This is a genomic window from Streptomyces fildesensis, assembly GCF_016107395.1.
Classification (GTDB): domain Bacteria; phylum Actinomycetota; class Actinomycetes; order Streptomycetales; family Streptomycetaceae; genus Actinacidiphila; species Actinacidiphila fildesensis.
Genome location: NZ_JAAIKO010000107.1, coordinates 1 through 2,371 on the forward strand (window position 1 = coordinate 1; position 2,371 = coordinate 2,371).

Here is a 2,371-nt window from a genome sequence, read left to right on the forward strand (position 1 = left end):
GCGGACGGCGTGGTGGAGAAGATCGCGGGGATGGCGGCGCGGGAGGTGCCAGGTGTCCACGCTCTGGGCGGTGGCTTCGCCCGCACCATGGGCGCGGTGCGCGGCATGGTCCCCGGCGCACGTGCGGGCGTCACCCAGGGGGTCAAGGTCGAGGTCGGTGAGATCCAGACCGCCATCGACCTCGCGGTCGTCGTGGAATACGGGGTCGCCATCGCCGATCTGGCGGCAGAGGTCCGCGAGAACGTCATCGCAGCAGTCGAACGGATGACGGGTCTGGAAGTCGTCGAGGTGAACATCGCCGTCAACGACGTTCATCTGCCCGACGACGACGAGGACGAGACGGCGACCGAAGGACGCGTGCAGTAGTCAGCCGTCCGCCCCTCCACCGGGGGACCTATCCCTGCGGGCGAAGCGGAACCTCCTGATGCGCGTCGCTCGCCAGTGATCACCCCGTTGTGAGCTGGACATGAACCGGCGCCCCGATCTGGACCTCGCCGCCGTCACGGAGCACACCCCGCGCAGTCCGCAGGGCGGGCTGTCCCGGCCCAGAGCTGAGAAACGATGGGGCGGCCGGGATCGGGCCGCCACGCACGGATGACCACCGGCCGGTAGGGCTGGCGGCCATCCGTGGGGTACGAAGCTGACCGGGGGGTCGTGCGCTGCCTCGACGGGGGGGGGTGGCAAGGCAGGCATCGCTTCGCGCCGTGCATGTTTTCTCCACCCCCTGCACCGTCCCCGCACCTTTTCGCTCGCATTCCACCCTCCCTGACGAGGCCGGGTGCCAGTCACTGGTGGCCGGGACGCTTCCACCGATGGGGGTGGCGGGCATGTTGCGCGTGGTGACGGTGAGGACGCAGGGCTTTGGGGGTGAAGAGGTGTTCTTCGTACCGGCCCAGGGCGAGGAGCAGGCCGAGGAGGATGACGGGCAGCAGCACGACGATCAGGGCCGGGCCGGGGCCCGCCAGGGCCAGGGTCAGGCCGGCATCCTGGCGGGAACGTGGGCGGCGGCCAGAACCTGGGGCAGCGGCAGGGCCAGCGCGGCGGCGAGTTCGGCCAGTTCTGGCCCGGTGGGGTGGACGGGCCCGTCGGCACCGTCCTGGGCGAACGCACGAATGCGCGGGGTGCGGATACCGGTGCGGTCCGCGAGCGCCTGCGCGTTCAGATGCCGGGTGCGCATGGTGGCCTGCAGCAGTTCTCCCAGAGCGTCCATCTTCTACCCCCTGCCCCCCACCGGCGCCCCCATGCCCTCGTGGGGCGCGACACCTACGGGAAGCGGCGTGGCGGCTGGCCGGGCTGCTCACTAGGCTGTGCTCCGGCAGTCCCGCTACCGCCCGCCCGGCCACCCGGGACTGCCGCACCCACGCACGGCCTTCCCACCGGCTGCCGGGGGCGGATGGCTGGCCGCCACTGCTCTCATCCCTCCCGCGACGGTCCCGCGCGGCGAGCACGCTCAGGCCGACCCCATGATGCTTCGCCGACGCCCGTAACACCAGGCTCCGGCGCGGTGGTGCCGAGGAGCCGGGGAGCCTGCTGGCGCAGGGACGCGATGGCGGTCGCGGTCTCGGTTTGCAACCGTGCCGTGATGGTGTCGAAAAGCGCCTCCAGCGGTGTAGCGCCAGCTGCAGTGTCGCGGTCCGCTTCGTGGTTCACACGCTTTCTTGTGCCCCCGCAGGCCGAGGCCATTCTGGTTGTTCCAGCTGGCCAGCACCGGGCGCCATCGTCATCTCCCGCTCCTGTCCCGGGGCCGCAGGAACGAGCGCTGCGGCGGGCTCACCGGTGTCCGTCTCGTCCCCGGCGGCCTCGGGCCAGCGGCCGAAAGGCCCGTCCTGTCCGGGACGTGCTCCGAGCAAGGGCGCGCCCTTGGCGCGCTGGCAGCCGTAGATCATGCGCTCATGGTCCCCGTGCGCGGGCCACAAACCGCGCCGACAGGCTGGAGCCGCCGGAAGTCGGCGTGCGCCGCTTCGTTGAGTATCAACGGCCTCGCGTGGGACGTGCGTCAGGAGGACAGGGCGGTCGGCGCGGGCCAGCGGCTCCAGGTCTCCGGACAAGGCGGCGTGCAGTGCGGCGAGTTCGCGGGCCCTGTCCTCGCCCGCCAGGCCGTTCAGTGTGTAGTACCCCGGCCCCGAACTGGAACTGGTCTCACCGCTACGGACCAGACGGATCGCGGCGCAACGAACAGCCTCGTGCGCGCAGTCGTCGATGACGTGCCCTCTGCGGCGGTGAGCGTGTCGGCCTTGACCACCCAGCGCCGGCCGCGGCGCTCGACGCCGACGTACACGGCGTCCGCCATCGTGGCCGCCTAGTACGCGGTGTTGAACGCGTCGAGACCCGTGGCGTCCGGGATGAGGTGGGCGGGGCACGGGATCGGCAG

2 protein-coding genes are annotated in these 2,371 nt (G+C 71.7%); one reads left to right on the forward strand and one right to left on the reverse strand.

What is annotated here, in order from left to right:
• Positions 1-366: Asp23/Gls24 family envelope stress response protein (locus C6N31_RS42050; RefSeq protein ID WP_198359599.1), on the forward strand; the 366-nt coding region annotated here is incomplete at its 5' end.
• A 607-nt stretch (positions 367-973) separates the two neighbouring features.
• Here the strand turns inward: C6N31_RS42050 and C6N31_RS42055 are convergent.
• Positions 974-1,210, reverse strand: coding sequence for an XRE family transcriptional regulator (locus tag C6N31_RS42055; RefSeq protein ID WP_198359600.1), 237 nt, complete (start codon positions 1,208-1,210; stop codon positions 974-976).
• Positions 1,211-2,371: the final 1,161 nt, after the last annotated feature.

Bases quoted from the DNA above. Each gene is read 5' to 3' on its own strand.
- C6N31_RS42055 (WP_198359600.1), bottom strand. From the start codon at position 1,210: ATGGACGCTCTGGGAGAACTGCTGCAGGCCACCATGCGCACCCGGCAT.